Source organism: Streptomyces sp. NPDC034103 (assembly GCF_055575395.1).
Genome location: NZ_JBVISS010000002.1, coordinates 88,937 through 110,916, shown reverse-complemented (window position 1 = coordinate 110,916; position 21,980 = coordinate 88,937). Strand labels below are relative to the sequence as shown.

The 21,980-nt window shown below is 73.2% G+C and carries 21 protein-coding genes and 1 pseudogene; 12 read left to right on the top strand and 10 right to left on the bottom strand.

All coding sequences use genetic code 11. From position 1 onward, the window contains the following. Positions 1–36: 36 nt before the first annotated feature. Positions 37–789, top strand: coding sequence for a hypothetical protein (locus tag ACZ56U_RS03605; protein ID WP_469082375.1), 753 nt, complete (start codon positions 37–39; stop codon positions 787–789). A 96-nt stretch (positions 790–885) separates the two neighbouring features. On the opposite strand, the gene ACZ56U_RS03600 is transcribed toward ACZ56U_RS03605, so the two are convergent. Continuing rightward, positions 886–1,473: a TetR/AcrR family transcriptional regulator gene (locus ACZ56U_RS03600; RefSeq protein WP_469082374.1), complete on the bottom strand. Its 588-nt coding sequence runs from the start codon at positions 1,471–1,473 to the stop codon at positions 886–888. Positions 1,474–1,604: 131 nt separating this feature from the next. Between ACZ56U_RS03600 and ACZ56U_RS03595 the strand changes: the two genes are divergently transcribed. Together ACZ56U_RS03595 and ACZ56U_RS03590 are read left to right on the top strand one after the other, a co-directional pair. Continuing rightward, on the top strand, positions 1,605–2,540 hold the full coding sequence (locus ACZ56U_RS03595; RefSeq protein ID WP_469082373.1) for an NAD(P)-dependent oxidoreductase: 936 nt from the start codon (positions 1,605–1,607) through the stop codon (positions 2,538–2,540). Positions 2,541–2,660: 120 nt separating this feature from the next. Next, positions 2,661–2,915: an EF-hand domain-containing protein gene (locus ACZ56U_RS03590; RefSeq protein ID WP_469082372.1), complete on the top strand. Its 255-nt coding sequence runs from the start codon at positions 2,661–2,663 to the stop codon at positions 2,913–2,915. 99 nt (positions 2,916–3,014) lie between these two features. On the opposite strand, the gene ACZ56U_RS03585 is transcribed toward ACZ56U_RS03590, so the two are convergent. The 4 genes from ACZ56U_RS03585 to ACZ56U_RS03570 form a co-directional block, all read right to left on the bottom strand. Next, positions 3,015–3,692, bottom strand: a complete 678-nt coding sequence (locus ACZ56U_RS03585) for a response regulator transcription factor (RefSeq protein WP_469082371.1) — start codon at positions 3,690–3,692, stop codon at positions 3,015–3,017. Continuing rightward, on the bottom strand, positions 3,689–4,900 hold the full coding sequence (locus ACZ56U_RS03580; protein ID WP_469082370.1) for a sensor histidine kinase: 1,212 nt from the start codon (positions 4,898–4,900) through the stop codon (positions 3,689–3,691). Before ACZ56U_RS03580 ends, ACZ56U_RS03585 begins: the two co-directional genes overlap by 4 nt. A gap of 96 nt (positions 4,901–4,996) precedes the next feature. Beyond that, complete coding sequence (locus tag ACZ56U_RS03575; protein WP_469082369.1) at positions 4,997–7,201, bottom strand: MMPL family transporter; 2,205 nt, start codon at positions 7,199–7,201, stop codon at positions 4,997–4,999. Positions 7,202–7,441: 240 nt separating this feature from the next. Continuing rightward, on the bottom strand, positions 7,442–8,101 hold the full coding sequence (locus ACZ56U_RS03570) for a YceI family protein (protein WP_469082368.1): 660 nt from the start codon (positions 8,099–8,101) through the stop codon (positions 7,442–7,444). Between the two features lie 327 nt (positions 8,102–8,428). Between ACZ56U_RS03570 and ACZ56U_RS03565 the strand changes: the two genes are divergently transcribed. From ACZ56U_RS03565 to ACZ56U_RS03550, 4 genes are all read left to right on the top strand, one after another. Further along, the gene (locus ACZ56U_RS03565; RefSeq protein ID WP_469082367.1) at positions 8,429–9,154 is read left to right on the top strand and encodes a carbonic anhydrase; all 726 of its coding nucleotides are present in this window, start codon (positions 8,429–8,431) and stop codon (positions 9,152–9,154) included. Positions 9,155–9,268: 114 nt separating this feature from the next. Beyond that, positions 9,269–9,922, top strand: a complete 654-nt coding sequence (locus ACZ56U_RS03560; RefSeq protein ID WP_469082366.1) for a hypothetical protein — start codon at positions 9,269–9,271, stop codon at positions 9,920–9,922. Positions 9,923–10,043: 121 nt separating this feature from the next. Continuing rightward, complete coding sequence (locus tag ACZ56U_RS03555) at positions 10,044–10,769, top strand: DUF1775 domain-containing protein (RefSeq protein ID WP_469082365.1); 726 nt, start codon at positions 10,044–10,046, stop codon at positions 10,767–10,769. Between the two features lie 273 nt (positions 10,770–11,042). Beyond that, positions 11,043–12,014: an NAD(P)-dependent alcohol dehydrogenase gene (locus ACZ56U_RS03550; RefSeq protein WP_469082364.1), complete on the top strand. Its 972-nt coding sequence runs from the start codon at positions 11,043–11,045 to the stop codon at positions 12,012–12,014. A 97-nt stretch (positions 12,015–12,111) separates the two neighbouring features. Here ACZ56U_RS03550 and ACZ56U_RS03545 read toward each other — a convergent pair whose 3' ends face one another. Beyond that, positions 12,112–13,278 carry a barstar family protein gene (locus ACZ56U_RS03545; protein WP_469082363.1) on the bottom strand — a complete coding sequence of 389 codons (1,167 nt, stop codon included), beginning with the start codon at positions 13,276–13,278 and terminating at the stop codon, positions 12,112–12,114. A gap of 132 nt (positions 13,279–13,410) precedes the next feature. Between ACZ56U_RS03545 and ACZ56U_RS03540 the strand changes: the two genes are divergently transcribed. Next, positions 13,411–13,746 (top strand): hypothetical protein, encoded by a 336-nt coding sequence (locus ACZ56U_RS03540; protein ID WP_469082362.1) that lies wholly within the window; start codon positions 13,411–13,413, stop codon positions 13,744–13,746. Between the two features lie 9 nt (positions 13,747–13,755). Here ACZ56U_RS03540 and ACZ56U_RS03535 read toward each other — a convergent pair whose 3' ends face one another. Next, the gene (locus ACZ56U_RS03535) at positions 13,756–14,499 is read right to left on the bottom strand and encodes an aquaporin (RefSeq protein ID WP_469082361.1); all 744 of its coding nucleotides are present in this window, start codon (positions 14,497–14,499) and stop codon (positions 13,756–13,758) included. Between the two features lie 27 nt (positions 14,500–14,526). Next, a complete protein-coding gene (locus ACZ56U_RS03530) occupies positions 14,527–14,841 on the bottom strand; it encodes an ArsR/SmtB family transcription factor (protein ID WP_469082360.1) in 315 nt (104 codons plus the stop codon). Positions 14,842–14,902: 61 nt separating this feature from the next. On the opposite strand from ACZ56U_RS03530, the gene ACZ56U_RS03525 reads away from it, so the two are divergent. Next, the gene (locus ACZ56U_RS03525; RefSeq protein WP_469082359.1) at positions 14,903–15,328 is read left to right on the top strand and encodes an arsenate reductase ArsC; all 426 of its coding nucleotides are present in this window, start codon (positions 14,903–14,905) and stop codon (positions 15,326–15,328) included. 14 nt (positions 15,329–15,342) lie between these two features. Here ACZ56U_RS03525 and ACZ56U_RS03520 read toward each other — a convergent pair whose 3' ends face one another. Next, the gene (locus ACZ56U_RS03520) at positions 15,343–16,272 is read right to left on the bottom strand and encodes a LysR family transcriptional regulator (protein ID WP_469082358.1); all 930 of its coding nucleotides are present in this window, start codon (positions 16,270–16,272) and stop codon (positions 15,343–15,345) included. 112 nt (positions 16,273–16,384) lie between these two features. Here ACZ56U_RS03520 and ACZ56U_RS03515 point away from each other — a divergent pair, with 112 nt between their 5' ends. After that, entirely contained in the window at positions 16,385–17,587 is a 1,203-nt protein-coding gene (locus ACZ56U_RS03515) for an MFS transporter (protein ID WP_469082357.1), read from the top strand. Positions 17,588–17,696: 109 nt separating this feature from the next. Here the strand turns inward: ACZ56U_RS03515 and ACZ56U_RS03510 are convergent, their stop codons facing one another. Then, a complete protein-coding gene (locus tag ACZ56U_RS03510) occupies positions 17,697–18,926 on the bottom strand; it encodes a PP2C family protein-serine/threonine phosphatase (protein ID WP_469082356.1) in 1,230 nt (409 codons plus the stop codon). Between ACZ56U_RS03510 and ACZ56U_RS03505 the strand changes: the two are divergent. Next, positions 18,912–19,370, top strand: a pseudogene (locus tag ACZ56U_RS03505) (serine hydrolase domain-containing protein); the annotation flags it as partial. The gene ACZ56U_RS03510 and the pseudogene ACZ56U_RS03505 overlap by 15 nt on opposite strands. A gap of 139 nt (positions 19,371–19,509) precedes the next feature. Further along, positions 19,510–21,969 (top strand): SpoIIE family protein phosphatase, encoded by a 2,460-nt coding sequence (locus ACZ56U_RS03500; RefSeq protein ID WP_469082355.1) that lies wholly within the window; start codon positions 19,510–19,512, stop codon positions 21,967–21,969. Positions 21,970–21,980: the final 11 nt, after the last annotated feature.

The window sequence follows — 21,980 nt, the reverse complement described above, 5'->3', positions numbered from 1 at the left end:
CTGCCATGCCGTCAGCCCCCGGAAGAGGGACCGCACATGACCGCACGCCCACCGCTCACCTACGACGCCTTCGTCGCCCGCGCCACCGCCGACCCCGCCGTCGTCGGCCTGGTCCTCAAGGGCTCCCGAGCCCACCACGACATGGTCACCCGGCACTCCGACCACGACCTGTACGTCATCCTCGCCGACGCCGTGCCCACGGACCTGGCCCGCGTCCACGGCCACCGCAGCCCCGGGCTCGATCTCGTCGTCCTCCCCCTCGCGGAGTTCCGCGCCACCGCTCTGCACGGGTTCGAGCGCTACGCCCTCGCCCGTGCCCGGATCGTGCTGGACCGGTCGGCAGGAGGCATCGCCCGGATCCTGGCCGCCGCGGCCCACCTGGACGCGAAGGTGGCGGCCCGGGAAGCCGCGGGCCACCTCGACGCCTACGCCAACTCCCTCTACCGGTCGATCAAGAACGCCCGCGACGGACACGCTCTCGCCGCCCGTCTGGACGCCGCCGACAGCCTGCGGTTCCTGCTGGAACTCCTCTTCGCCCTGGACCGCCGCCCCCGTCCCTACAACAGGTACCTGGAGTGGGAACTGGCCCGGCACCCCCTGCCCGGCTGGGACACCGGCCCGCTTCTGGAGGCCGTGGACCACATCTGCCGCACCGGCGACGTGCCCGCACAGCGGAGTCTGTTCGCACGGGTCGAGGCGGCGGCCCGTGAGGCCGGGCACGGGGCGGTGCTGGACGACTGGGGCGCGGACCTGGACCTGATGCGACCGCGGCCGCACCGGAGTCGGTGACGCCCCCGGAGCCATCCAGGGAGCGCCGAAGTGCCCCTGCCGAGCAGGGTCTTCAGTGTGGGTCGCCCGCTCCGGCAACCGCGGCGTCACCGCCGTTCAATCGGCCCTCGCCGCCGCGTCGAGAAGGGGGCCGAGTTCTCGTGCCACGGTCGTCAGGGCGCGAACGTCCCGTTCGGCTCGGGCCATCAGGAGGGCGCCCTCCAAGGTGCTGATCATCAGCGTGGCGAGCGCGACGGTCCGCCCCTCGGGCACGCCCATGTCGGCCAGGGCCACCGCCACCGGCTCCCGCCAGGCGGCGAACGCGGCCGAGGCGGCTTCCCGCGTGGAGGAGGTGGACTCCGCGCAGTCGACGATCGCGGCGGCCACCGGGCATCCGCCGTCGAAGCCGGTGGTCTCGTACTCGTCGGTCCACTGGCGCACCATCGCGGCGAACAGCCCGCTGGGCGTCGGTTCCTCCAGAGCGCCGAGGAAGCGGGCCACGCGCTTGCCCGCGTACCGCCCCGCCCAGCCGACCGCCTCGTTGACCAGCTGCTCCTTGCCGCCGGGGAAGTAGTGCTGGAGCGACCCGCGCGGCGCTCCGGCGTGTGCGGCGACGTCCCGCATACCGGTGGCCGAGACCCCGTCGCGCCGGATGAGCTGGGCCGCGCTGAAGACCATCCGCTCGCGCGGCCCTCGTTCGGACATTCCTCGGTCTCCCGTTCGTCGAGCGGTGCGACACCACCCTATGACCGCCGTCATAACGACGGCTACTATGACCACTGTCATAACCGGTACGGGCGGCTCGGCTGCGGGGTGAGCCGGAGAGGCGGCACATCGTGTACGTCGGATTCATCGGCCTTGGGCTCATGGGCCGGCCCATGGCGCTCAACCTCGTCCGCGCCGGGACACCGCTCATCGTGTGGAACCGCACGCCCGGCCGCTGTGAACCACTGCGCGCCGCGGGAGCGGAGGTCGCGGCGAGCGCGGCCGGGGTCTTCGAACGGGCCGGGACCGTGATCCTGATGCTGGCCGACGAGGCGGCCATGGACGCGGTCCTCGGACGCGGCGCCCCCGACTTCGCCGCGCGGGTCGCCGGGCATGTCGTGGTCCACATGGGGACGACCTCCGCCGAGTACTCCAGCGCTCTGGAGGACGACATCCGGGCCGCGGGCGGCCGCTATGTGGAGGCGCCCGTCTCCGGCTCCCGCGCCCCGGCCGAGCGCGGCGAGCTGGTGGGAATGCTGGCGGGTGACGAGGACGCCGTGGCGACGGTACGGCCGGTGCTGGCACCCCTGTGCCGGCAGACGTTCGCGTGCGGTGCGGTGCCCGGCGCGCTGCTGATGAAGTTCTCGGTGAACCTGTTCCTGATCACCCAGGTCACCGGCCTCACGGAGGCGTTCCACTTCGCGGACCGGCACGGGCTCGACCAGGGTCTGCTCCGGGACGTCCTGGACGCGGGCCCGATGGCCAGTGCCGTGTCCCGGATGAAGGCGCCCAAGCTGCTGGCCCGTGACTTCGGCGCCCAGGCGGCCGCCGCGGACGTACTCAAGAACAACGCGCTCATCGCCGAGGCCGCCCGCAAGGCCGACATCGCCTCCCCGCTCCTGGACGTCTGCCACACCCTCTTCGGCGAGACGGTGGACCAGGGCCACGGCCGGGAGGACATGGTGGCGGTACTGCACGCGCTGGAGACGCGCACCGCCCTCGGCGCGCCGGGGAACCGGGAGCCCGTACGGAGGCGTTGTGATGAGGGAGTGGAAGGAGGGCCCTGACCCTCCGGGGAGCTGACCCTCCGGGGAGCTGGCCCTCCGGGGAGCTGACCCTCCGGGGAGCTGACGGTCAGCTGACCCTCCGTGAGCCCACCCTCCGGTGGAGAGAATGAGGACTGCCCCATGAGCGACAAGGCTCGGATCCTGTTCGAAGCCCTGGATCTCGACCGGAACGGGACACTGACCCGGGTGGAGGTCATCAGCGCCCTACGGACGAAGGGTCCCACGCTCGCCGCGTCGGGGGCGCTGCCGTTCTGGGGTCTGGGGGACGCCGACGCCTCCTCCGCGCTGTTCGACGCCGCCGACCAGAACGGGGACGCGGTGCTGACGCTGGAGGAGTTCTCCGCCGTGGTCGACCGCCGGTTCGGCTGGCACTGACACCGGGCGCACACGCCGGGCACACACGCCGGGCGTACACACGGGACCACGCACGCGGGGCCACACATGCCTGCCCGCCCGGGCGCCGAAGTCGCCGCCCTAGCTCATGGGACGCGGCTTCACCAGACCGCTCTGGTAGGCGACGACGACGAGTTGGGCGCGGTCACGGGCGTTCAGTTTCGTCATGGCCCGCTGGATGTGGCTGCGGACCGTCAGCGGGCTCAGCACCAGCTGCTCGGCGATCTCGGCGTTGGACCTGCCGTAGGCCGCCAGCGCGGTGACCTCGCGCTCGCGGTCGGTCAGGGCCTTGACCGCTTCGGGGAGGGCGACGAAGCCGTCGGTGTCGGGGGCGGCGAGAAAGCGGGTGATCAGGGCCCGGGTCGCGGCGGGCGACAGAAGGGAGTCACCGGCCGCCACCGTGCGGATGCTCGCCAGCAGCTCCTCGGGCCGGACGCCCTTGCCGAGAAAGCCGCCGGCGCCGGCGCGCAGCGCCTTGGCGACGTTCTCGTCGTTCTCGAACGTGGTCAGGATGAGGATGTGGGTGCCCGCCAGCTCCGGCCGTGCGGAGATGGCCGCGGTGGCGGCCACCCCGTCGAGGTTCGGCATCCGGATGTCCATGAGGACCACGTCGGGCCGGTGCTCGGCGGCGAGGTCGACGGCTTCCCGGCCGTCGGCGGCCTCCGCCACGACGGTCAGGTCCTCGACGGAGTCGATGAGGATACGGAAGGTGGCCCGGAGCAGGGCCTGGTCGTCGGCGAGCAGAACACGGATGGTCATGGGGCGGGGCTCTCGTGGGGGTGGGGCGGCAGGGGGGCGTCGCTGTGCAGCGGCAGGGTGCAGGCGACCTCGAAGCCGCCGTGCGGACGGTGGCCGGCGTGGAAGGTGCCGCCCACGGCCGCGGCACGCTCGCGCATGCCGAGCAGCCCGAAGCCGCCTCCGGGCGCCGAGGAGACCGACGGGCCGTGCGGGGCCGCGGCGTTGGCGACGGTCAGGGTCAGGTAGTGGGGTGTGTAGGCGAGCCGGACCTGGGCGGTGCGGGTCGCGGCGTGCTTGGTGACGTTGGTGAGTGCCTCCTGGACGATCCGGTAGGCCGTCAGATCGAGCACGGGCGGCAGCGCGCGCCGCTCCCCCTCGACGGCGACCGTCACCTCCAGGCCGGTCAGCGAGCAGGCGTCGACCAGGTCGGGCAGGTGGTCCAGTCCCGGCGCGGGAGTGAGGTCGGAGGTGTCGTTGTCCTGACGCAACAGCCCTACGGTGGCCTTGAGTTCGCGCAGTGCGGCGGCGGTGGCGTCCGGCAGCGCGGCGATGATCTCCAGGGCCTGGTCCGGGTGGGTGCGGGCGAGGTGGGCCGCGGTGCCGGCCTGGGCGTCGGCCAGGGTCAGGTGATGGGCGACCACGTCGTGCAACTCCCGTGCGATGCGCATCCGTTCCTGGATCACCCGGTGCCGGGCCTCCTCCTCGCGCTCGTGCACGGCGTGCTCGGCGCGGGCGACGGCGTACTGGCGACGGACCCGGACATAGGCGCCGAGGGCCGCCGACAGCAGCACGATGGCCACCGGGTTGACGATCCCGAGGATGGGCGAGTCGTGCAGGGAGGGGACGAGGAGTCCGACGGCGACCAGGCCGGCGGCTGCCACCAGCGCGCTGTTCCAGCCGGTGCGGCGTGGGAGCCGCGCGCTGGTGGAGTACTGCGCGAGCAGCAGCGGGCCGAGCAGTCCGGCGGTCAGGAGATAGCCGAGGGCGCCCTGGGCCATGGTGCACAGCGTGGTCGTGGCGAGGACGGGCAGCGGGTGGCCGCGGCGCCAGGGCAGGGCGGCAGAGGCGACGGCGGCGAGCGCGAGGCCCGGCCCCAGAGGCGGCACCTCGGACATCGCCGACCGGGTCAGGAGGACACCGGCGACGGTGACGGCGACCAGCAGTGCCAGCTTGGTGGCCTCGACGGCTTGGGGACGGGTCGCCGCCCGCCGCTGCCAGATGTTGCTCATCACGCTCCGGGAAGGGGTCCGAGGACAGTCATGCTCACACATCGCCGGTCGCGGCGCCGTGGTGTGTCCCGGCGCCGCGACCCGTCGTACGGGAGATCAGGTGCGGACGGGTTCCTTGGCCGGCGCCTCCCCGGCCTCCGGCGCCGGGGGTGCCGCGAGTCCCGTGCCCTCGACGTCGACGCGGGGCAGCAGCCGGTCGAGGCGGGCGGGCAGCCACCAGGCCTTGTCCCCGAGCAGGGCCAGCACCGCCGGGACCAGCGCCATGCGTACGACGAAGGCGTCGAACAGCACCGCCACGGCGAGACCGAAGCCGATGGTCTTGATCATCGCCTCCTGGGCGCTGATGAACCCGGAGAACACCGCCATCATGATCACCGCCGCGGCGACGACCACCCGGGCACTGTGCCGGAAGCCGCTGACGACCGCCTCGGCGGGCCGCTCCCCGTGCACGTAGGCCTCCCGCATCCGTGAGACCAGGAACACCTCGTAGTCCATGGCCAGGCCGAACACGATGCCCACCAGGAAGATCGGCATCAGGCTCATGATCGGGCCGGACTGCTCCACGCCGAGCAGGTGCGCGCCCCAGCCCCACTGGAAGACCGCCACCACCGCGCCGAGCGAGGCCAGGACCGACAGCAGGAACCCGAGCGCCGCCTTGACCGGCACGAGCACGGACCGGAAGACCACGAGCAGCAGGATCAGGGCCAGCACGACGATGACGGTCAGGTAGGGCACGAGCGCGTCCTTCAGCGCCTGCGCGACGTCGATGTTCATCGCGGTGCTGCCGGTGACCTCGAAGGTGGCGCCGGTGGTCCGCTCCAGGCCGGGGCGTTCCCCGCGGATCGCCTGGACGAGGTCCTTGGTCCGCTCGTCGCTGGGGCCCGTGGCCGGCACCGCCGACAGCAGTGCGGTGTCACCGGCCGGGTTGAACCGGGCCCGTGAGACGGTCACCACGCCGCGGGTGGCACCGATCGCCTCGGCGACCCCGCGCACGGCCGCCTCGCGCTCCGCGACGCCCCGGACGTCCACCACGATCGTCAGCGGCCCGTTGAAGCCCGCGCCGAAACCGTCCGCGAGCGCGTCGTAGGCACGCCGTTCCGTCGACGAGACGGGCTTGGACTCGGCGCCGGGCATCCCCATCTCCAACTGCGCGGCGGGCAGTGCCAGCACACCGAGGCCCAGGACGCCCGTCACCAGCACGGCCACCGGGCGCCGCAGCACGAACCGCGCCCACCGCGAACCAGCGTTGTCGGCCGACTCGCTCGTGGGGCCCTTCTTGCGCGTACGGCGGGACAGCACGGCCTCGGGCCACATCCCCAGCAGCGCCGGGACCAGGGTGAGCGCGACCAGTACGGCGACGACGACGGCGCCCGCGGCACACAGCCCCATCTTGGCCAGCATCGGCACGCCGACCACGGTCAGCCCGGCCAGCGCGATGACGACCGTGAGTCCGGCGAACACCACGGCGGAGCCGGCCGTGCCGACGGCGAGGCCTGCCGCCTCGGCAGGGTCGTGCCCGCGCTCCCGCTCCTCGCGGTAGCGGGAGACCACGAAGAGGGCGTAGTCGATCCCGACCGCGAGGCCGAGCATCGTGGCGAGCGTGCCGGTGGTCAGGGAGAGGCCGAAGGTGCTGCCGAGGGCCAGGATCGCGGCCATGCTGACGCCGATACCGACGACGGCGGTCAGCAGCGGCAGGCCGGCCGCCGCCAGGGACCCGAAGGTGATGAGCAGGACCACGGCCGCGAGGGCGATCCCGATGCCCTCGGCGGCGCCGCCCGCCGCGGGCTGGGTGGCCAGCGCTGTGCCGCCGACCTCGACGGTGAGTCCTGAGCCGCGGGCGGCGCTGATGGCCTTCTCCAGCGCGGCCTTGTCGGCGTCGGTGAGATCGGCGGCCTGCACCTTGTAGTCCACGGTGGCATAGGCGGTGGAGCCGTCCTTGCTCACCGCGCCCGCCGTGAACGGACTCGCCGCGCGCGAGACCTCCGGCGCGTGGGCCGCCCGCGCCACGAACGTGTCGATGGCGGCGCGGTGGCGGGCCGCGGTCACCTTGTCCCCGTCGGGGGCGACGAACACGACCCGGGCGTTCGCGCCGTCGGCGTCCGAGCCGGGAAAACGCTCCCCGATCAGGTCGAACGCCCGCTGCGCCTCGATGCCCGGCATGAACGACGTGCCGTCGTCGGAGGCGGCGGGTGCCTTGGCGGCGCCGACACCGACGGCGCCGAGGAGCAGGGCCCACAGCAGCGCCACGAGCCAGCGCCTTCGAAAGGCGGTACGGCCCGTCCGGTACAGGAAGGTAGCCACGAGAAACGGATCTCCAGGTCTGGTTCGGGGTGGATCACCAGCCTGGCCGTTCGAGGTGTGCCGGGGCATCGTGCGGGTGGTGCCACTTCGCGTTGGTGACGCTGCACGAGCCACGGCGCCGCTGTCCTCCTCAAGGAGGAGGACTCCGTGCTGCCTGCGGAGGAGACGGAACGGGGTGCCCGGCGTACGCGGCCGGCAGTCGTCCGCGCGCCGCGCTTCGACCCAGGCCGCCGGAGCGCGTCAGCCGACGGGTGCGGTGCGGATCGCCGCGATATCGAGCTGGAGGCGGACCTTCTCGCTCACCATGGCACCGCCCTCGGCCAGTCTGGAGTTGTAGGCCAGACCCCATTCGCAGCGGTTGATCGTGGTGGTGCCGTCGAAGCCCGCCCGCTGGTAGCCGAAGGGATCGGTGACATGGCCGATGTACGTCAGGTCCAGGACCACGGGTCGGGTGACGGCCTTGATGGTGAGGTCGCCGGTCATCCGGTAGACATCGTTGCCGACCATCTCCACGGCGGTGCTCGTGAAGCGCATCCGTGGGTAGTTCCGGGCGTCGAGGAAGTCCCGGCCCACGAGGTGGGCGTCGCGTTGTTCCACGCCGGTGTCGACGCTGCCCGTCGACAGCACGATCTCCGCCTGCGAACGGGAGGGATCGCGGCCGTCGAAGTACAGACGGCTCTGGTACTCCGCGAAGGACCCGCGGACCGTGGTCACCATCGCGTGCCGGACCGAGAAGCCGATCCTGCTGTGGGCCGGGTCGATGACCCATTCGCCGGTCAGGGGCGCCAGCGCCGGATCCGGCAGGAGCGCGGTACCGGCGGCCGGTGACGTCGTGGGGCGTTGGGGCGTGTCGGTGCGCTCCACGCGACGGACCGAGGTGTCACGGCTGAACAATTTCATGATTCACCTGATTACTTTACGGAAGTTGCCACCGCAACCCCCGATCAAGGCCGGACGAAAACTCCACAAGTCCGCCATGACATCGCCTGATTCACCGCGCCGAGGGTGCGCACCTCGACGTCGCAGAAGCCGGCCGGACGGGACATCACGTCTTTTCAGATGTCACGACGAGGTCGGGACACAGCCGGGTGACGGGCGCGAGGTTGATCAAGGAACGGACTGGAGAAGACCAAGAACCGTCCATCAACTCGCAACGTTTACACCTCACTTCACCATGGTTCGGCAACGAGAGTGCCCCTCGTCGGACTCGGTCATACGTTCGTCCCCGTGAACTCTCAAGACACCTCCGACAGAGCCGGGCGCCGCGCACTGCTGCGTGCCGGGCTCACCGGTGCCGCGGTCATCGGCGCCGGCCTCTCCCTCGGCTCCGGCCCCGCCTCCGCCGCCCCCACCGCGGGCCGTCCTCGCCCCAGCACCCCCGACGAGGCCCTGCGCGAACTGGCGGCGGGCAACCTGCGCTGGCGCACCTACCGGGAGCGGCACCCGGACGAGTCACCGGCCGTGCGCCAGAGCCTGACGACGGCTCAGCACCCCTTCGCCCTCGTCCTCGGCTGTATCGACTCCCGGGTCCCCCCGGAGCTCGTCTTCGACCAGGGCCTCGGCGACCTGATGACCGTGCGCAGCGGGGGCGAGGTACTGGACGAGGCGGTGCTCGGCAGCGTCGCCTACGGGGTGCTCGAACTCGCCATCCCCCTGGTGGTGGTCCTCGGACACCAGTCCTGCGGCGCCGTGAAGGCGGCCGTCGAGACCGACGCCTCCGGCGCCCAGCTCCCGGCCCACATCCAGTACCTGGCCGATCAGATACGCCCCAACATCGACCGCACCAAGGAGGGCGGGGCCCGCGTCGACGCCACCATCGACGCCAACGTCCGGGCCATACGCTCCCGGATAGCGACGGAGCCGGACCTCGCCGCGAAGGTCGCCACCGGTGAACTGGCCGTCGTCGGCGCCCGTTACGACCTGACCACCCAGCGCGTGCGCCGCCTTTCCTGACCCCGCACCCGGGGGCGCCACCGGGTGAATTCACCGGCGGCGCCCCGCACCGCACCGACGCGGTCCCCCGCACCTGGCCCCACTTTGCCGACCGACCTGCGCACCCCGCGCCCCATGGCCCAAGATGAGCAGGTCATGCACCGGCCCCCCACTGACCGCCCAGCGCCCCTGCCCGTCCTGCGGGCCGCGGTGTTCGCCGTAGTCGGTGCGGTGTTGGGGGTGAGCGCCCATCATCTGGCCGCCGAGGGCGCCGTGCCCTGGAGACAGGGGTCGGCGGTGGCCGCGGGGCTCTTCGCCCTGGGGCTGGTGGGCGCACGGCGCCCCCGCCACGTCGGCACGGTCGTGGTCTGCAGCGTCGCGGGCCAGTCCGGACTGCACCTGTGGCTGACGCTGGGCGCCCACGTGCGACCGCCCGCCCATCACCACGGCCGACTTCTGCGGGGCGGCGCCTCCACGCACTCCTACGACGCGCTCGCCATGACCGCGACCCACGCGCTGGCTGCCGCGCTCGTCGCCGTACTGCTGCACCGCGCCGACGCCGCCTGCTGGACGCTCGTCCGCGACCTTGCCGCCGGCGTGCTCGACACGGCGCGCGCCCATGTCGCCGCCGCGCGCGAGCTGTTCACGCGACCGTGGATGCCTGTACGGCTCGCAGCACCGGTTCGCGTGCCGGTGGACGCCGGTCGCGCGAAGGTCGTCGGCCTGGTACTCGCCCATGCGGTGACACGGCGCGGCCCTCCCCTCTCCAGGCCTTTTCTCGTCAACTGACCACGCCTGGAAGTCCGTTACGCCCTCCCCTGGCGCCTGCCGGGAGGCTCGTGACGGCCGCCCCGGCATCCGCCGGGAGGCTCGTGACAGCTGCCCCGGCACCCCCTGCCTGGAGACACCCATGTCCCGCACCATCAGCCGTCTCGCCGTCGCCACGGCGGCCGCGGCGACCGCCGTTCTGCTCACCGCCGTTCCGGCCGCAGCGCATGTCGAGGTCGAGGCCGACACCGCACAAGCCCTCGCCGAGAACGTCCAACTCACCTTCACCGCCGAGTCGGAGTCCGCCACCGCCGGCATCACCCAGCTCCGGGTGATCCTGCCCAAGGGCATCGGCCCGTCCGATGTGACGTACGAAGACGGCCCGGACGGCTGGAAGTTCGCCGCCACGGACGACGGCTACACCGTCAAGGGCCCGGCCCTGAAGACCGGCGCGGACGCCGAGCACTCCGTCGTCGTACGACAGCTGCCCGACGCGAAGGAGCTGGCGTTCAAGACGCTCCAGACGTACAGCGACGGCAAGGTCGACCGCTGGATCGAGCTGGGCGAGTCGGACGACGGGCACGGACACGGCCACGGGAACGAGGCCCCGGTCCTCGAACTCGAGCCGGCCGCACCGGGCGCGACGACCGTCAGCCCCACCCCCAGCCCCTCACAGAGCCCGACCCCGGCGCCGACGCCGACCGCCACGCAGAGCGGCGACTCCGCCACCCCGCAGGCCGCGGACAGCGAGCAGGACGACGACAGCGGCCTGTCCACGGGCGCATGGATCGGCATCGCGGCGGCGGTGCTGCTGGCCGCCGGAGCGATCGCCTTCGCCGTACGCCGACGCGGCAGCGCTCAGCGCTAGTCGGCTCCGCCCCAACGGCCCCCGCGTCCACGGCACTTCGTGACGCGGGGGCCCGCCCCAGACGTTCCTGACGAGCCAGGTCGCCGCCGACAGTGCGACCGCCACCGCGGCCGGAGCCCCACCCACCTGGACGGCCCGGCCGGAAACCCTGCGCATCGCGTCCACCCTCCCCTCGACTCCCGGCCCAGTCCTCCCCCGAACACTGGCCCACGGCACGGTTCCCCGCGACGATCCGAGGGCATCCCGACCATCCGGCGGTCAAGGAGGGCCCCTGTGAAGGCCATCGTCCAGCACGCCTACGGCACCACCGACACCCTGCGCCTGCGGGAGATCGACCCTCCGGTCCCGCGCGACGACGAGGTCCTCGTCGAGGTGCGGGCCGCCGGGGTCGACCCGAGCGTCTGGCATCTGATGACCGGACGGCCTTATATCGCGCGGCTCAGTCCGCAGCTCGGGGTACGTCGGCCCGCCCACACCGTGCGCGGCTGGGACGCCGCCGGACGGGTCGCGGCGGTGGGGGCCGAGGTGACCGGCTTCAAGCCCGGTGACGAGGTCTTCGGCCAGTGCGACGGCTCCTTCGCCGAGTACGCGTGCGGCAAGGCCGAACAACTGGCCCCGAAGCCCGCGAGCCTCACCTTCGAGCAGGCCGCCGCCCTGCCCGTCTCCGGCGCCACCGCCCTCCAGTGCCTCGACGTGGCGCGCCCGCGCCCCGGGCAGAGGGTGCTGGTCATCGGTGCGTCGGGAGGGGTGGGGACGTACGCCGTCCAGCTCGCGGCGCACTACGGCGCCGAGGTCACCGGCGTGTGCGGCCCCACCGGGGTCGAGTTGGTCTGCTCGCTCGGCGCGGCCCACGCGATCGACTACACGCGGGAGGACATCACCGCCCGTCCGGTGCGCTACGACGTCGTCCTCGACGCCGCCGGGAACCGCTCCCTGTCCCGACTGCGCCGCGTTCTCGCGCCCCGCGGGACCGCCGTCCTCGTGGGCGGCGAGGACGCGGGACCCGTGCTCGGCGGACTGGACCGGTGGGTCCGCGCTCTGGTGCTCTCCGCCTTCGTGGGCCAGCGCATCCGACCGCTGTTCGCGACCACCCGGCACCAGGACCTGCTCACCCTGAAGGCACTCGTCGAGTCCGGGGCGATCGCCCCCGTCGTCGACCGCGCGTATCCCCTGGCCGAGGCGGCGGACGCCGTACGGCATCTGGAGCGGGGCCATCCACGAGGCAAGCTGGTCATCACGATCTGACGGGCACGCGTCCCTCACACCTACCACCACGCCGCCACACCGCACACGGCGGCCGGGCGCCCATCATCCGCGTGCACAACGCCGCGGGCCGACACGCCTAGCGCAGTTCGACGGTGACGCCGCAGCGTTGCAGGAGGTGGACGATCTCCTCGAAGTAGGTGAGCCCCTCGTCCGAGACGTCGTCCTCGAACGCGCGGCGGGCGATGTGGGAGTCGTGCCAGACCAGGGTGAAAGGGGTGGCGATGCCGAAGCCGCCGCCGAGGCAGTCCCTGAAGGCCTGCCACTCCCGTCCGAAGTAGTTGCCGGGCCCCACCAGCGCCTCGGCCATCGCGCAGTGCAGGCCTGGCCGGTCGGTGACGAAGGTGCCGTCGAGGTGGTGGACACCGCCCGCACGGTCGGCGGGTCGGTCGCGCAGACCGGTGACGGTGAGGTCGAGCCACTCGCGCCGGGCCTCGGTGTCGAGCGGGGCCCATTGGTTGGGGGCCGTCGGGGCTCCGCGGTACCAGGTCTCCCAGACCGGACGGGCGAGGAGGGGACGCTGGTCGCCGCCGTCGGTGAGGGTGATGTCGAGCAGGTCGGCGCCGAGGACGGAGGGGCGGGCCTTCTCCATGCGCAGGAGCACGTTGTGCCGGTACATCACCCGGCCGCTGCGGTCCAGCGCCCACAACTGCACCCAGTCTCGGTCGTCCTTCCGCCGTCGGCCCAGCACGGTGCGCAGCGGCTCGGCGGGCTCGCAGCCGACGAGGTGCAGGGGGACCGGCCTCCGGCCGCCGCGGAGGACGAACAGCCCCTCCACGTCCAGGCATTGACCGGCGGGAGCCGCGGACACCGTGGTTCCGGCGAACACCCTGAACGCGGGCCGGTCCGGCAGGGTGTGGTTCCACGCGGTCTCCGCTTCCACGCCCGCGCCCACGACGACGTCCACGAGGGCCGGATCCTGCCGGTTCGGCCGCTGTGCCAGGACGACGGTGTCGACGAGGGTCCACCACTGGAGCGGCTGTTCCTCGTCCCAGACCTCGACGCACATGTCACCGAGCAGTGCCGTGGCCGCGCCGTCCGGCGCCAGGGCCTCCCGCAGCGCGCCTTCGGGGGCGCAGCCCCGCAGCGTCAGGACCTCACGCGCCGGCGGCGGCTGGTCGACGAACAGCCCCTCGACACCGGCACACCGCCCCCAGTACGACTCCTCGCCGTCCAGGTCCTCCTGGACCAGCAGATACCTGACCGGGAAGTCCCGCTCCCAGACCGCATGCTCCGCGACCCGCACCCGTCCCCCACACTCCGACCACCACGTCCGGCCCACGCCTCGGACCGGACCGACGGCAGCGTGTCACCCATCGGCCGTGCGCGCCCCCGAATTACGTACCGGCACCGGCGGCGGCCGGGGAAGAATCGCCCCATGGGGATAGACCTCGAGTTGCACAGCGGGCCCCCGCGCCGGTCCGGTCGGCGCCGCGAGCCGACGCTCGTCCGCGAGTCCCACGAGCATGGCGAGGTGCTGGCCGGGCTGCTCTCCGGGCTGCCCGGCAGCACCTCGGGCAAGCTCTGGATGGTCGCCCCCTACAACGACACCGTCTTCAACGAGCAGGTGGCCGAGGCGGCGCTGCGCGAGATCCCCGGCCTGCTGAGCCGCTGCACGGGCGCGGCCCAGACCGCGGCGGTGCGGGAACTGGCCGCGTTCCTGGAGGCCTGTGCCACGACTCCCGGCAGCCATCTGGTGTTCGTGGGCGACTGACCGGGGCGGCTACCGGGCGGTCCGGCCACGGCCGAAGACGATCGCGGCCAGTGTCAGTCCGGCCATCGCTCCGAGGAGCTGGGCGCCGACGAACCCCGGCACCGAGCCCGGCGCGATGCCCGCGAACGTGTCGGTGAAGGCGCGGCCGACGGTCACCGCGGGGTTGGCGAAGGACGTCGAAGAGGTGAACCAGTAGGCCGCGCCTATGTACGAGGCCACCGCGACCGGTGCGAGGCGGAGACGGTCGGTGCGGGCGAGGCCGAAGATCAGCAGGATCAGGCCGGCGGTGGCCACCACCTCGCCCAGCAGCAGGTGGCCGGCCGAGCGTTCGTGGGTGGACCAGCGCACCAACGGCTCGCCGAACATCGCGTCCGCCAGCACCGCGCCCGCGATCGCGCCGGTCACCTGCGCGGCGACGTACACCACGACCTCGCGCGCCGGGAGGCCGCCGCCGTCCCGTCGTGCCGTCCACCACTCGGCCAGCGTGACCACCGGGTTGAAGTGGGCCCCGGACACCGGGCCGAACAGCAGGATCAGGACGCCCAGGCCGAAGACGGTGGCCAGGGAGTTGGCGAGGAGTTGGACGCCGACGTCCCGGGTCAGCTCGGTCGCCTGGACGCCGGAGCCGACCACCACGGCGACCAGTGCCGCGGTGCCGACCAGTTCGGCCGTCGCACGGGCGGTCAGGGGTGCGGGGCGAGGGGCGGCGGGCAGGTCCGGTCGCGGGACGGGCCACGCATCGGTGACGGTCAACGGGACTCCTCCGAGAGTTCTCGCGGATCAGGGACAGGAGCGCTTGACGTTGTCCGCGGCGGTGGCTTGCGCGGTCCTGGCCAGTTCGGCGAACTGCTCCGCGAGCAGGGCGATGACCTCCGGTCTGAGCCGGTAGTACGTGAAGCGGCCGCACGGTTCCGTCTCGACCACGCCCGCCTCCCTCAGCACCTTCAGGTGGTTGGAGAGGTTGGTCTGTCTCGCCCCGGTCTCCTCGATCAGGTGCGTGGTGCAGAGGGTCTCCCGCGCGAGCAGGGTGACGATCCGCAGGCGCAGCGGGTCGGCCAGCACCCGCATCAGATCAGTGTCGACTGACGTCAGCATGGACTGATACTTTCACATCACTCCGCGCTGATACCCCGCCTCGCTCCCAAGGGACCCCCTCATGCCCTCAAGCCCGCTCGCCTCCGTGCTGTTCGTCTGCGTCCACAACGCCGGCCGCTCCCAGATGGCCGCGGGTTTCCTCCACCATCTCGCCGGCGACCGGATCGAGGTCCGCTCCGCCGGCTCCGCCCCGGGCGACCGGGTCAACCCGGCCGCGGTCGAGGCCATGCGCGAGGTCGGCGTCGACATCTCCGCAGCCGAGCCGAAGATCCTCACCACCGAGGCCGTCCAGGCGTCCGACTACGTCATCACCATGGGCTGCGGCGACGCCTGCCCCGTCTTCCCCGGCAGGACGTACCTGGACTGGGCCCTGGAGGACCCCGCGGGCAAGGGCGTCGAGGCCGTCCGCCCGATCCGGGACGCGATCAGGACCCGGGTCGAGGCCCTGATCGCCGAGATCGACGCCCGGCCGGGATCCACCCTCTGACGGCGCCGGTCGTCTCACCACGCCCAGTGCGGCGTCCAGCTCCCCGTGCCGACGGGGCCGCGCCGCGCGGCGTCGAGATGCCCGCGCAGTGCCCTGAGGGCGGGGTGGGGATTGTCGGACCGCCACAGCAGTGAGTGCGGGTAGACGGGCGTCGGGTCACGCAGCGCGATGCGGCGCAGGTCCTGGCCGGCGGGCCACACCATGCGGGTCTGTTCGCCGACCAGCGTGGCCAGGTGCGGGGAGTCGGCGATCGTGTCCAGGAGCGGGTCGATGCCGAAGTCTGGGCCGGTCGCCTCGATGGTGAGGCCGAAGGCGGTGGCTAGTTCGTCGTAGTACGCCGCCCATTCGGTACCGGCGACGAGGCCCGGCATCCAGATCCGGTGCCCGGCGAGCCGCGCGGGGGTGACCTCGCGGGCCGTGGCCAGGGCGTGGCGCGGTCCGGTCAGCAGCTGGACGGGTTCGTCGTGCACCCGGGCCGCCGTGATGCCGTCGGGCAACTGCCGGGCGGGGACGGTGACGGCGCGGAAGGACGCGTCGATCGTCCCGTGGCGCACGGCGGCCAGCGCCTCCTCGGCGTCGAACAGGGTGACCACGTCGAGTTCGACCTCGGGATGGGCCTGGTGGAAGTCGCGCAGCAGGGCGGCGGGACCGAGGCGGCGGCCGATCACGTCCACGCGCAGGGCGCGGGAGCCGGGGCGCACGGAGGCCAGCGCGCGTTCCGCGGCGTCGAGGAGTGCCCGGGCATGGGGCAGGAACGCCTGCCCGTCGATGGTGAGCCGCACTCCGCGCGCGGTGCGCGTGAACAGCCGTACCGCGAGTTCCCGCTCCAGCGCGGCGACCCGCTTGGAGACCGCCTGCTGGGTGACCGACAGGGCGGTGGCGGCATCCTGGAGCCGCCCCGTCTCCGCGGCCGTCACGAACGTCCGCACGGCGTCTAGGTCCATGGCCGCCATCCTAAGGACACAACCACCAGTTGTGGCAGATCCACTCGGGGTTGTTTGATCTGCGGATCCGTCGACCGCTTGGATGTCCGGGGGTCACGAGAGAGGCGGCGGCATGGGACGGTCCTTCGGGTGGTTGTGGGCGGCGTACTCGGTGAGCGCGCTCGGCACCGCGCTGGCCCTCAACGCCTTTCCTCTCGTCGCGATCCTGGTCCTGCACGCCGGTCCGGCCCAGGTGTCGGCCCTGGCGGCCGCCGGGCTCGCGGTCGGGGCGGTGGTGGCGGTCCCGCTCGGCCCCTGGGTGGAGTTCCGCCGCAAACGGCCGGTGATGATGGCCATGGACCTGGCCCGGTTCGCCCTGCTGCTCAGCGTCCCGGTCGCGTACGCGTTCGGCCGACTGAGCTTCGCACAACTCCTGGTTGTGTCGGTGCTCGTCGCGGCGGCCGACATCACCTTCACCTCCGCGTCCGGCGCCTGCCTCAAGGGCTTGCTGCCCCAGCGGGATCTACTGGTCGCCAACGCGCGGTTCGAGGCCACGATGTGGACCACCACGATGGTCGGACCGCCCCTCGGCGGCGCCGCCATCGGCCTGTTCGGCCCCGTGGTGACCATCGCCGCCGACGCCGTCAGCTACCTGCTGTCGGCGGTGGGGATCCGCGCCATGGGCGGCCACCAGGAGAGTCGCCCGGCACGCCCCGCCCCCGGCACCCGGCTCAAGGCCCGCGACCTGCTCGACGGCTGGCGCTTCATCCTCACCCACCCGGTACTGCGACCGCTGTTCCTCAACGCCCTCCTCGTCAACGGCCTCATCATGGTGGGCGCCCCCCTGCTCTCCGTCCTGATGCTGGGCCCGCTGCACTTCGCGCCCTGGGAGTTCAGCGTCGCCTTCGCCGTGCCGTGCGTCGGCGGGCTGATCGGCTCCCGCCTCTCGCGGCGGCTCGTCGCCCGGTACGGACGGCACAAGGTCCTGGTCACCGCCGGGACCCTGCGCGCCTGCTGGCCGCTCGGCCTGGCCTTCATCGGCCCCGGCGTCCCCGGGCTGCTGCTCGTGATGGTGATCGAACTCGGGCTCATCACCTGCATCGGTGTCTTCAACCCGGTGCTGGCCACCCTCCGCCTCGAACACACCCCGACCGACCGTCTCGCCCGCACCCTGTCCGCCTGGTCCATCAGCAGCAAACTGACCATCGCCGCCCTGACCGCCCTGTGGGGCCTGCTCGCCACCCTCACCACGCCCCGCGCCGCCCTCGCCGCGGCCGGTCTCCTGCTCCTCGCCACGCCCGTCCTGCTCGGCAGGCGCGTACTGCCGCGGGGCTGACCCGACGGCGCCTCAGAACGGGCACCGCCCGCGGACCCACAAGCCCGCAGGCCCCCAACCCCGTGAGCCCTCAAGCCCGCGGCACCGCCCCACCGCCCCACCGAGCCCCTCACAGCCGTACGACGATCAGGGCCGTGTCGTCCGTCGCCCCCGCCGGGGGCAGCAGCTCCCCCAGCACCACGTCGGCCAAGGTCTCCGGATCGTGGTCGCGGTGCCGGGCGAGGGAGTCCGCGAGGCGTTCGAGGCCCGACTCGATGTCCTCACCGCGGCGTTCCACCAGGCCGTCGGTGTAGAGCACGAGGGTGGCGCCGTCGGTGAAGCCGGCCGTCGCCTGCGGCCGGGGGACGGGGTCGGGGCTGGCGTCCAGCGGCGGGTCCGTCGCGCCGTCGAGGAACTCGACCGTGCCGTCCGGGTGGACCAGGGCGGGCGGGAGGTGACCGGCGCTGCTGTAGGTGATGGTGCGGGCGGCGAAGTCGATGAAGGTGACGACCACCGTGGCGGACTCCGCGCCCGCGACCACGCGCGCGTACCGGCCCACGACGTCCAGGGCCTGCGCCGGACCGTCGGCCACCCGCGACGCGGCGCTCAGCGCGCTGCGCAGCTGGCCCATCGCGCAGGCCGCCGCCAGCCCGTGGCCGACGACGTCGCCTACCGCGACGACGATGCAGTCGCCGTCGTCCAGGTCGACGAGGTCGTACCAGTCGCCACACACGTTCAGCGCGCCGATCGCGGGCCGGTAGCGGACGGCGGCGCGGTGGGGTCCCTTGAGGCGCGGGGTGGGAAGCATCGCCTCCTGGAGGGCCAGCGCCACCTCCCGCTCGCGGGCGTGGGCCCGCCTCAGGCGCTCGTTGACCTCCTGCAACTCCCGCGCGCGCAGGTACAGTTCGGCCTCCAGCGCCCGGGCCCGGGTGCCGATGGGGCCGCCCCGGTCGCGGATGAACTCGGTGACCTCCTCCACCCGGTGCACCACGAGGGCGACCTCGCCGTCGGGACCGAGCACCGGAGCGTTGACCGGGCTCCAGTAGTGCTCCTCCCAGCGGCCCGGCCGCTCCAGGGACTGCACGTCGTAGCGCTGCACGGCCATGGTGTCGCGCTCGCCCGTGGCGAGGACCCGGTGGAGGGAGGCGGCCAGGTTGCGCATGCCGGAGGCGGCGGGGTCGTCGGGGTTGTCGGGGAAGACGTCGAACAGGTAGTTGCCGACCAGTTGCTCACGGCTGCGGCCGGACATGCGGACGAACTGCTCGTTGACGTCCGCGTACACCAGCTCCGGTGTCAGCAGCGCCACCATGCCCGGCAGTGCCTGGAACACCGCCGCGTAGTCGATCTCCGGGTCCGCCATGGCTCTGCCGCCTCACTGCCGGTATCGCATCACTTCCCACGATATGAGCCCTGGGGCTTCGCTGGGCCTCGCGGTTCCCGACCCGCCGCGAGCGGCTTCGGCAACGCCCACTCGGTCGCCCTCGTCCAGTCGGTGATGGCCTGCGCCGGAACGGTGGGCGGGGTGCGCCCGCTGTCCCCCGGCGGGTGCGCGCGGGCCTGGGAGGAGCAGTACAGCGGCGAGGACCGCGTCATGGGCATGACGGTGAGCTGGGGCCTCGGCTACGGCCGCTTCGGGACCACCTACGGGTGGGGCGGACGGGGCGGGTCACTCGTGATGATCGACCCGGCGGCCCGCATGACGGTGGCCTACGTGACGAACCAGACGCGTGAGCCGGGCGCCGACCATCGCGGACCGGAGGTGGTGATGGCCGCGTACGAGGGGATGCAGGGGTGGCGCGGCTGAGGTGGGGGCGGGCACGTGGGCTGGGGTCGCGCGGGGGCGGGGCGCACGACCACCCCCGTCCACCCGGATGCGCCGCACACCCCTCGTGGCGCATTCTTGCTGTGTCGCCTGTGGGGCGGCGTGAGGACGAGGCAGGCCGATGACTGGGAGCGGCGAGGACACGCACCGGGCGCCGGGACGACTGGCCGCGCTGCTGATCAACGCCTCGACGGAGGCGATCAGCGCCGCCGGGGGTCATGCCGGTGGCATCTACCTGCGTTCGAGCACCTCCGGCATGCTCCGCCTCGCCGTCCTGGCCGGACTCCCGGGGCCGCTGTTCCGGCCCTGGTGGCGCCTGCATGCCGACCGTCCCTTCCCGGTCGCCGACGCCTATCGCCTCGGACGGCAGGTGGTGCTGCCGAACGCGACCGAGACGATGCGCTGCTACCCCCAGTTCGCGGCCGGACTGCCGTTCCAGTTCGGGTCGCTCTACGTGCCGGTCGTAGGAACGTCCACGACCTTCGGGGTGCTGATCGTGCTGCGGCCGGCCGCTGCGGACGCCGACGAGGTGCTGGCCGAGCGGGAGCGGGTCGCGGGGGTGGCCGCCGCACTGGCCCGGCGCCTGGAGGATCTGCGGGGCGCCGGCCCGGTCGTCTGGGACACCGAGCCCCTGTGCGTGCGGCCGCCCGCCACGCACCCGTCGACGGGACGGCTCGGCCGTTTCGCCTGGGACCCGGCGACCGGCGTGGTCACGGCGGACGCGCATCTGCACGCCCTGCTGGGCGTGGCGCCCGCGCAGTTCGACGGCACCGTGGAGGCGCTGGCGCGGGCCGTGGCCCCCGGCGACGCGCAGCGCGTGCTGACCGCGCTGCGGGAGGCCGCCGCGAGCACGCCGTCGCTGCCGCTGTACGTGCGGGTCGCGGACGGCGGGCTGCGGCTCATGGAGTTCTGGACCCCGGAGACCTCCCCGGCCGGGTCGGGCGCGCGGCCCGTGCGGGGTTTCGTGCTCGACCCCGGTCCCGGCTCGGCGGGCGACGCCGCCGCCGACCTGCTGCCGGAGGGCGTGTTCTGCCTGGACCGGCTCGGGCTGGTCGCCTACGTCAATCCGCGGGCGGCCCAGCTGCTGCACCGCCCGCGGGACGTCCTCCTGGGCCGCCCGCTGTGGGAGGTCGTGCCGTGGCTGAACCAGCCCGACGTCGAGGACCACCTGCGCGGCGCCCTGCTCTCCCCCGACCCGGTGCATCTGCATGTGCGGCGGCCGCCCGACCAGGACCCCGCCTACGAGGGCGACTGGCTCGCGCTGTCGGTCTATCCCGGCCCGGACGTGCTGACCTGCACGGTGCAGCCGACCAGCCGGGTGCCGGAGCCGGCGGCGGACCCGGCCGCCGACGGGGCCGGTACGTCGTCGCTGGCGCCGCTGTACCGGCCGATCGTCCTGGCGATCGCGCTGACGGAGGCGGTCACCGCGCGGCAGGTGTCCGCGGTGGTGATGAAGGAGCTGCTGCCCGTGTTCGGCGGGCGCCGGCTGGCGATCTACCTGCTTCAGGACCGCCATCTGTACCTGGCGTGGGAGTCCGGGTTCCCGCCGGGCTTCCTCGCCCCGTTCGACGGTGTGGGGCTGGACGAGCATCTGCCGGGCGTCGAGACCCTCACCACCGGCCGCCCCCTGTTCTTCGACTCGATGCAGCAGCTGACCGACGCCTACCCGGGGCTTCCGCTGGACGCGGCGGAGGGTGCCCGCGCCTTCCTGCCGCTGATCGCCTCCGGGCGGCCGGTCGGCTCCTGCATCCTCGGCTTCGACCGCCCCCGCCCTTTCAGCGGCGAGGAGCGGTCGGTGCTCACCGCGCTCGCCGGACTGATCGCCCACGCGATGGCGAAGGCGCAGCGCTACGAGAGCGAGGCCGCGCTCGCCCGCGGTCTGCAACAGGCGCTGCTGCCCCGGCGGCTGACACAGCATCCGCTGGTGGAGACCGCGGGCCGCTATCTGCCCGGCACCCAGGGAATGGAGGTGGGCGGTGACTGGTACGACGTCGTCGAGGCGGGCGACGGTCTGGCGCTGGTCATCGGGGACGTGCAGGGGCACGGTGTGCAGGCCGCCGCGACGATGGGCCAGCTCCGCAGCGCCGTCAGGGCGTTCGCGCTGGGTGACCACCCTCCCGACGAGGTGATGAGCGGCACCAACCATCTCCTCATCGACCTCGATCCCGGCCAGTTCGCCAGCTGCTGCTACATCCGTCTGGACCCGGTCACCGGGCTCGCCCGGGTGGCCCGCGCCGGGCACCCACCGCCGCTGCTGCGCAACGCCGACGGCAGCACCCGTGTGCTCGACGTGCCCGGTGGCGTGGTGCTCGGCGTGGACCCGGGCGCCCGCTACCCGGTCACGACGGTACGGATCGAGCCCGGCGCGGTCCTCGCGCTGTACACCGACGGGCTGGTCGAGCGGCCCGGGGTGGACATCGACGACGGCATCAGCGCGCTGCGTGTCGCCCTCGCCCGGGCCGGCGCCCCCAGGGCCCGGCTGGCGGGTGTGGCCGACTGGCTCACGGCGGCGGCCCGGCACGCCGCCGACCGGCCGGACGACATCGCCCTGTTGCTCGCCACGCGCCGCAGACAGCGCTGAGGTGACGTATC